Source organism: Rudaea sp. (assembly GCF_036560865.1).
Lineage (GTDB): Bacteria > Pseudomonadota > Gammaproteobacteria > Xanthomonadales > Rhodanobacteraceae > Rudaea.
The window spans coordinates 57,385-65,398 of the sequence record NZ_DATBQK010000034.1 but is presented as its reverse complement, the minus strand read 5'-3'; the positions used below and the strand labels follow the sequence as shown (position 1 = coordinate 65,398).

Genomic DNA, 8,014 nt, shown 5'->3' with positions numbered 1-8,014 from the left:
GATGGAACACTATGTGGAACCGCACAACAGCGATGAACCGCGCATCACGATCGCTTTCAACGCGCTGGAAGGCTAGACACAGTGCGCAACACCGAGGCTCGGCCGGGATTAGCCGCGGGCGAATCTCATCATCGGCGTTTTTCTGCATAAAACTTTTGGTCGAAATGCGAATTACCGTTCCATGCCTCCGCAAATGTCTCCTGTCCACGATGTTGCTCATTTCGTGGTGCGCGAATGCGCTGAGCGCTGAAGATCCGCCTTCCTCGCCAAAGGATTCGGTGCCGATTGTCGATGTGCAACTGGGGAAACCGATCTATCTCGGCGCCGGCGGCGATTCCTGGGATCCGACGTGGGCGCAGGACGACAACCTCTATGCGGCGGTCAACGATGGCGCCGGTTTTGGCACCGTAAAAGAGAATATCGGCTTCAACAAAATTGTTGGAGACAACCCTTTGCGTCTCACCGGACAGACGCAAGACTCCATGAGCGAATACGGCGTGATGAATGCGCCGATCGCAACGGAGGGGCGGAACTGGAAAAGCGGCGGAAGCATTTCCATAGATGGCGTCTTGTATATGTCGATTGGCATGGATCGCTATGTCGATGCCACCTACGCAGGAAGACAGACCAGAATCAATTCGAGTATCGTCAAGTCGAGCGATCATGGTCTGACCTGGAGCAGAGCGATAGCCGAAAATCTCAACAAGCCGATGTTTCCAGGCATGCGGTTTGCGACACCGTTTTTCATCCACTATGGCAAGGAATACGAAGCGGCAACGGTGGACAACGCGGATCGTTACGTCTATGCCACGGCCAACAACGGATTTTGGGACAACGGCGACAACTACATTCTCGGGCGCGTCTTGAGATCGAAAATCAACGCGCTCAATGCAGCGGATTGGACCTTCTACAAAGGCGGAGATGGCTTGCTGGATGCGAGCTGGAGCGATGACGTCGACAAGGCCGTATTCATCATCGATGCCCCGCGGCAATGCGGCGAGGGCGGCGTTACTTATCTGCCAGGGTTGAAGCGCTATGTCATGGCGGCTTGGTACTATCCCGTCGGTAACGGTCACGCCGGGGAAATTCAATCGACCGAGTTTGCGTTTTACGAGTCACCAACTCCCTGGGGGCCTTGGAACAAAATCAAGAGCATCCCGATCAAGCCTCAAGGATGGTACATCCCGAGAGTCTTGTCCAAATTTCAAACTCGATCCGGCAAGGATCTTCAGGCCTACATCGCCGTCGCCGGAGATTGGAGAAACCCGAAGTACTATCGGTACACGATGGTGCCGGTGAAATTTGTGACGGCTTCTGCGAAGCCAGTTGTAAATGCGCGTCCTTCGGCCGATTAGTCGAATAGGACTATTCGTGCGTACTCAACGTCACTCTGCGTTCTGGCGGCTGGGCACCACATCGAACGCGACGGTGAGACGCGTCTGCTCGCTGGAAAAAGGCACCGTGCCGTGCCAGAAATACGACGGAAACAGCACGAGCATCCCCACTCCGGGGCGTATCGCATGTTCGCTTCGCAATGCCGGAATCGTAGCGATGCTCGGTTCGCCGAACGTAAGAACCCCATCCTGACTTTGAGTATTGGCCATGCTGTCGGGTAGATCGATATAGCAGGCCGAGGAGATCCAGCCGCGCGGATGCACATGGCTGTTGTGATAGCCCGACGTGCGCAGTTTGACCGACCAGCTGCCGTTGAAGCGCCAGCTTCCGTTGTTGCGGCGACGCAGTGGGCCGAAACCGTGACCGATATGCGCGAGATAATTACGAATCGGCGCAGCGAAGGTTTTGAACAGCGCTTGAATCGCCGGGTCCGGATTGCGCGTCAGGTCTTCGGTCGTCTCGGTGCCGTGACGCAGCGACTGGAACAACAGCGGATGACCATGCGGGTTGTGCAGGCGATCGAGACTGCGTTTCAAGTCGGCGAAAAAACTGGCGAGATCAGTCCAAGACGGTGGCGCTTCGAGTTGCTGTGGCAAAACCAGCTGCGCGTAGTCGCAAAACTCCGCGTAGCGCTCATCGCCGAGCAGGCGCCAGGCAGTCGTTTGCAGCGCAATCAGGTATTGATCGTCGGGAGCGTTGGCCAGCAGCGTATCGCAATGGGGTAGCGCGCCGCGCGCATCGCCGATGCCCAACTGCGCAGCGACCATCAGCTTGCGTGCCGCCGTATCGGACGGCGAGGCGCGCAACGCGCGCTCGGCCAAGGTCAATGCGATTGCCGGGTCGAATTCCAGCGCTGAAAGACCCGCGCGCACCAGCAACGCGGGCGCGGCCTGCGCGTGCGCGGCTTGCGCAGCCAGACAAGCGTAAGCGGCGCGCGCGTCGCCGGCGCCCTGCAGGATGGCGGCTTTGGCCGCCCACAGCGCGTCGTCGTTGGCAAATGTTTGCAGGGCCCGATCCAGCGTCGCGGTAGCCTGCGCGCTGTCGCCGGTGCGCATCCAGATCAGGCGGGCGAGATTGCTTTGTGCATCGGCCATCCGTGGTTCCAGCCGCAGGCAATCGCGCAGGGTGGCTTCCGCGCGCTCGAAGGCGCCGAGCGCAATCAAGGTGCGCGCATGGGTGTTGTACAGCGCTGCGGTTTTGTGCCCACGCGCGAGCACGTCGCGGGCGACGCGCTCGGCCTCGGCAGGTTCGGCCGCGACATCGAGCGCAATCGCCAACGCATGCGCGGCGGCAAGGTTGTCGGGCGCGGCGGCGACAATGCGCCGACAGTCGGTGACAGCTTCGTGATGACGCCCGAGCGCGGCGAGCGCGGCAATATGTTGCGCAGCCAGCTCCGCATCGGCTTTGCCGCCGACACAAAACGGCGCAGCGACGGCAAGTGCCTGTGCCGGACGCTGCAGATCGTTGTAATGGCGCGCAAGGAGCAGCGCAGCGCGCGGATACGGCGGCGAGCCTGCGACCGCACGCTGCAGCAGCGCTTCGGCTTCGGCGCCGCGGCCGCTGCTGAGCAGCAGCTCGCCCAGGGTTGCCAGCGTCGGCATCCAGTCTGGATCGCGTGCAAGTGCCTCGCGCAAAAGTTTTTCCGCGCCGGCCGCATCGCCGAGCGCCTGCTTCGCGCCGGCGAGCAGACGCTGCGCTTCGACGAAATCGGGATTGTCGACGACGATGGTTTCGAGCTGCTCGTGCGCGATGCGGAAATCGCCGGTTTGCAACAACGCGCTGACGCGCCGCATTGCGTCGATCAGTGTTTGAGAGACCATGGCCATGTCGTATTTTAGCCGTGATTCCCGCATGCTTTTGGAATCCAATGACTTTGCTTCGCCTGTCGCAAACGTGACGCCGGATTCCCGCCAAGACGTGCGGGAACTACGATCTGGCACCGGATCTCGTCCGGCCCAGCCACTCTCAGATCGCCTTACGCGTCAGCCTCACTTTGCCGCTGGTGTCGCGATCGATCGTGATGTCGAAACGCTTGCCGCGGAACGTGACGTTCTGCAGCGTCAGCGATTTCCACTCTGGCGGCAGCACCGGCGCATAGGCCTCGACTAGGCCGCGCTCCTCGAGACGCAGGCCGCTGAGACCGAAGATCAGGCTCTGCAGGAATCCGCCCGACCCGGTCAGGAAGTAGCCGGTGTTGTTGTCCGAGGTTTCCGGGCGCACGTTGAACGGCCCCTTGAACATGTCGTCGGCCGCGTTGCGCAACACCCAGCGCGTTGTCTCCGCGACATCACCGAGCGCGGCCGCGGCGATGCCGATCGGCGCGGCGCCCATCGTGCTCGGTATGCGTTCCGAGGCTTCGCGTGGATCGACGGCGAACGCGAAATCGTTGCGCCGCACCTGCGCGCTCATCGATGCGTCGAGCGACGGAAATGCGAGGAAGGTCAGGTCGCTGCCGCCTTCATCGTGTTTCACCGATTCATCCATGTCGAGGTGGCGATTTGCCGTCGCGGAAAACGGCACGTAGAGCTTCGCCGCGATATCCGCCCAACGCGAGTCGGGCTTGGCGCCGACCAGCGCCGCCGCCGCGACGGCGATGTTCAAGGCCTTCGCCGCCTCAAGATTCGTGAACGTGTCGTTCGGTACGTCGTAGTAATTTTCCTCGACCGACGTGACGTGCTCGATGTCGTAGCGTTGCATTTTTTCGTTGTACGTTGCGCGGCTGGCCCAGAATTCGGCGACGTTGCGGATCACCGGCCAGCCGTCGGCACGCAGCCATTTCAGATCGTGCGTCGCCAGCCAGTACTGCCACTGTGCGATCGCCACGTCGGCATTGACGTGGATCTCGCTGCGGCTGAGGATCCATGCCGCATGCAGGATCTGCTCGGTACCATTCTCCGGGTCGGCCTCCCACGGATACTTCGCGCCTTGAAAGCCGGCGTCGCGCGCGCGCTGTTGCGCCGCCGGCAGCGTACGGCTGCGAAACATGACCAGCGACTTCGCATACTGCGGATGCTGCAGCAGCAGCGCCGGAAACATCCATGAATCGCTGTCCCAGAAGACGTGGCCGACATAGCCCGGTGTCATCGCGCAGGCGCCGATCGACCATGCCGTATCCGGCGCGATGTTCGACAAGAGGTAATAAAGATCCGAGTGCACGACGCGCTGCACCTTCGGATCGCCGTCGATATGGATATCGGATTTCCACAGTTGTGCCCACGCCGACTTGTGCGCATCGAGCAACGCCGTAAAGCCCTGGCTGCGCGCGGCCGTGGCCAGCGCGGCGTCGGCACGAGCATCGCCGCCCCAGCCTTCGCGGGAGGTGGCGACAAATTTGGTAAATGTATACGTTTCTCCTTTGTGCACCGCGACGCGCAGATCGAGTGCGAGTCGATAGTCGTTCTTGACCAGCTTGACCTCGACCGGTGTCAGGCCTTTCGGCAGGCCGATCGCAGCCGCCTGCGCCATCGCCAGGCCCTGTTCGGCGCGGCCGTCGAGCCACAGCGTGAGATCGTTGCTGTCGCCATCGTCGGCGAGCACGTGCGTGTCGCCGTGATACCACTCGGCGGCGCGATCCGCTGTCGCCGGCGGAATTGCATCGAGAACCAGGTTGTGCGCGGCAATAACGAGCGGCAGTTCGTCGCCGGTCAGTTTCGCCAGCGGCAGGCGTGGCTGGTATGGTGCCCACAGATTCAACGCGAACGACAGCTGCACTTCGCCATCGAATTCCGGCGTGATCGATAGCTGGCTTGCCGCCAGATGCGGTGACGCCTGGCTGACCATGGTTACGACCTCGACGCGCGTGGCCTTGCCGTGGTCCAGGTAGCGGTAGCTCGTGGTCAGCGTCGCGTCGTACATGTTCAGGACTTGGTGGTAGTCCTCGAACACGGAGGGTGTCAGGCGCACCTGGTTCATCCAGACGTGATCACCGCCGATCGGGCCGGTGCTGTAGTCGATCTCGGTCCAGCCTGGAATCGCGGCCGGGCGCGAGATATCGTCCTTCGCGTAATCCATGAAGGCGACCATGTAGGCAAGATTGCCCTCGCTGCCGCGCGGCGCGGTCATCGTCGAGATGAAGCCGTTGGCGAGTTGGCCGGGAAAGTAGTTGTCGAAGTCCTTGGCACTCGCCGTGAGCAGAAAGCTCGGATCGGTTGCGCAGAAAGCCTGCGTCGACAAACAAGCCGCAATAAGCGAAAGGCAGGTGAGGCAAGGTTTCATGGCTACTCCTGGGGTTTCCCTTCTCCCGCTGGGAGAAGGTGCCGAAGGCGGATGAGGGAAGGGTGTTCAAGCTCGCTGGCGCTGGAATGATCGCGACATTCTTCCCTCACCCGTCGCGCTGCGCGCGCCGACCTTTCCCGGCGGGAGAGGTGGGCTCACACCGCCTTGCGCGTGAGTTTGGTTTTGCCGTTCGCATCGCGCGCGACCGTGATGTCGTAATGCTTGCCGCGGAAGCTGATGTGCTTGAGGGTCAGCGATTTCCACTCCGGCGGCAGGGCCGGCGCATAGGCTTCGGTCAGGCCGTTGTCGTCGATGCGCAGGCCGGTAAGCCCGTAGACGAAGCTCTGCACGAAGCCGGCCGAGGTCGCGAGGATGTAGCCGGCGTTGTTGGCGACAGTCTCGGTGCGCACATTGAACGGCGGCTTGAGGAAGCCGACCAGATTGCGCTGGATCCACTCACCGGCTGCTTTCGCATCGCCCACTTCGGCGGCGGCCACGGCGAGCATGACCATCATCATCTCGTTCGGATCGTCGCCATGGACCTTGAGTTCGTTGAGCTGGAAGTCGAAATCGTTCTTGCGCACTTGCGGCGACATCGGCAGGTCGAGATTCGGATACATCAGCCACGCCAGCGACGAGCCCATCCAGGTGATCTTGTCGTGCGGCACGCTTTCGTCGAAATCCAGATGGCGCTGCTCGGACTCCTTGAACGGGATGTACATCTTGCCGGCGACGTCGGCCCACTTCGGATCGGCTTTCTCGTCGACGATCTTCGCCGCCGCGACCGCGATATTCAGCGCCTTGCGCGCGGCCGCATTGGTGAACGAATCGTTGGGTACGTCGTTGTAGGCCTCGTCCGGGGAGGTGACGTGGTGGATCTCATAGCGGTCGTGATCCTTGTCGTAGGTGACGCGGCTCACCCAGAACTGCGCGACCCCGGAAATCACCGGCCAGCCGTATTGTTTGAGCCAGGTCTTGTCGTCGCTGGCGAGATAATACTGCCACTGCGCGATCGCGATATCGGCGTTGACGTGGATTTCGCGATAGACCTCGTAGGCGAAATGCGGCGTGTGATCCACGCCGGTTTCCGGATCCGACTCCCACGGGTACATGGTGCCTTCCACGCCGTACTGCTTCGCGCGCGCGCGTGCTGGTTGCATTGTGCGCTGGCGGAACATCACGATTGGCTTGGCGCGCTCCGGGTGCAGCAACAGCAGGGAAGGGAATACCCAGGAGTCCGAATCCCAGAACGCATGGCCGGCATAGTTGGGCGTCAGCGCGCAGGCACCCATCGGCCACGCGGTACCGACCGTAGTATTCGACAGCAGGTAGTACAGGTCGGAGTGAATCGCCTTCTGCACGTTCGCGTCGCCGTCGACCAAAATGTCGGACTTCCACAGCTCATGCCACGCGGCTTGATGTGCGGCGAGCAGCTTGTCGAAGCCGGTCGCGCGCGCGGCCTTGGCGAGATCGAGCGTTGCCTTCGCGTCGCCGCCCCAGTTCTCGCGCGACATCGCGATGTACTTGGTAAAAGTATAGGTTTTACCCTTTTCCACTTTGGCGGTCAGATTCAGCGACAGTTTGTACGCGCCTTTTTCGAGCTTCATGTCCTCGATGTTGAGTCCGGGCGGCAGGGAAATCGCCGCGGCCTCGGCCATCGACAGACCTTGTTCGGCGCGACCGTCCAGCCACAAGGTCAGGTCCTTGGCATCGCCATCCGCACCAGAGACATGCGTCACGCCGTGGTACCAGACCGCGTCGCGGTCGGACATCGGAATCGGCTTGTTGTCGAGCGTCTGCCCGCTGGCGATAACCGCGGCGATCATCTCGTCGCCGGTCATCTTGCCGATCGGGAAGCGTGGCGCATGTTCGCTCCACAGACGGATCGGAAAGGTGAGCTGCACGCTGCCGTCGAACTGCGGCGTAATCGACAAATGCGTCGCAGCGAGATGGTTTGCGGCCTGACTGACGAAGGTGGTGACCTTCACATCGGTGGACTTGTTCGCGTAGACGAAGCGATAGCTGGTCGTCAGCGTGGCGTCGTGCATGTTCAGCGTCTGCGTGTAGTCGGCGAAAATCTGCGGTGCCAGCCGCGTCGAATTGAGCCAGCCGCCGCCGGGGTTGTAGTCGATCTCGCTCCAGCCGGGAATCGCCGCGGGACGCGCGATATCGTCCTTGGCGTAATCCATGAACGCGACCATGTACGCCATGTTGCCCTCGGTGCCGCGCGCCGAGGTCATCGTCGAGAAATAACCGTTGGCGAGATAGCTCGGGAAGTAGGTGTCGAAGTCCTTCGCTGTGCCGGTAAGCAGGAAGCCCGGTTCGGAGTCGGCGAACGCTGGCGCGGCGAAAGCGGCGACGATCAGGGAAAGGCAAGTGATGCTGAGATTGCGAAGTTTCATGA

Annotated in this window: 4 protein-coding genes; 1 reads left to right on the top strand and 3 read right to left on the bottom strand. The window is 61.6% G+C overall.

Features of this window, described 5'->3' with window-relative positions:
* Positions 1-209 precede the first annotated feature (209 nt).
* Positions 210-1,355 (top strand): DUF4185 domain-containing protein, encoded by a 1,146-nt coding sequence (locus VIE67_RS04375; RefSeq protein WP_332023638.1) that lies wholly within the window; start codon positions 210-212, stop codon positions 1,353-1,355.
* A gap of 30 nt (positions 1,356-1,385) precedes the next feature.
* On the opposite strand, the gene VIE67_RS04370 is transcribed toward VIE67_RS04375, so the two are convergent.
* The 3 genes from VIE67_RS04370 to VIE67_RS04360 all read right to left on the bottom strand — a co-directional run bounded on the left by VIE67_RS04370 (position 1,386) and on the right by VIE67_RS04360 (position 8,012).
* On the bottom strand, positions 1,386-3,215 hold the full coding sequence (locus tag VIE67_RS04370) for a 2OG-Fe(II) oxygenase family protein (RefSeq protein ID WP_332023636.1): 1,830 nt from the start codon (positions 3,213-3,215) through the stop codon (positions 1,386-1,388).
* Positions 3,216-3,360: 145 nt separating this feature from the next.
* Positions 3,361-5,610, bottom strand: a complete 2,250-nt coding sequence (locus tag VIE67_RS04365) for a glycosyl hydrolase family 65 domain-containing protein (protein ID WP_332023634.1) — start codon at positions 5,608-5,610, stop codon at positions 3,361-3,363.
* 155 nt (positions 5,611-5,765) lie between these two features.
* Entirely contained in the window at positions 5,766-8,012 is a 2,247-nt protein-coding gene (locus tag VIE67_RS04360) for a glycosyl hydrolase family 95 catalytic domain-containing protein (RefSeq protein ID WP_332023632.1), read from the bottom strand.
* Positions 8,013-8,014 lie beyond the last annotated feature (2 nt).

Bases quoted from the DNA above. Each gene is read 5' to 3' on its own strand.
- VIE67_RS04370 (WP_332023636.1), bottom strand. From the start codon at position 3,215: ATGGTCTCTCAAACACTGATCGACGCAATGCGGCGCGTCAGCGCGTTG.
- VIE67_RS04360 (WP_332023632.1), bottom strand. From the start codon at position 8,012: ATGAAACTTCGCAATCTCAGCATCACTTGCCTTTCCCTGATCGTCGCC.
- VIE67_RS04375 (WP_332023638.1), top strand. From the start codon at position 210: ATGTTGCTCATTTCGTGGTGCGCGAATGCGCTGAGCGCTGAAGATCCG.
- VIE67_RS04365 (WP_332023634.1), bottom strand. From the start codon at position 5,610: ATGAAACCTTGCCTCACCTGCCTTTCGCTTATTGCGGCTTGTTTGTCG.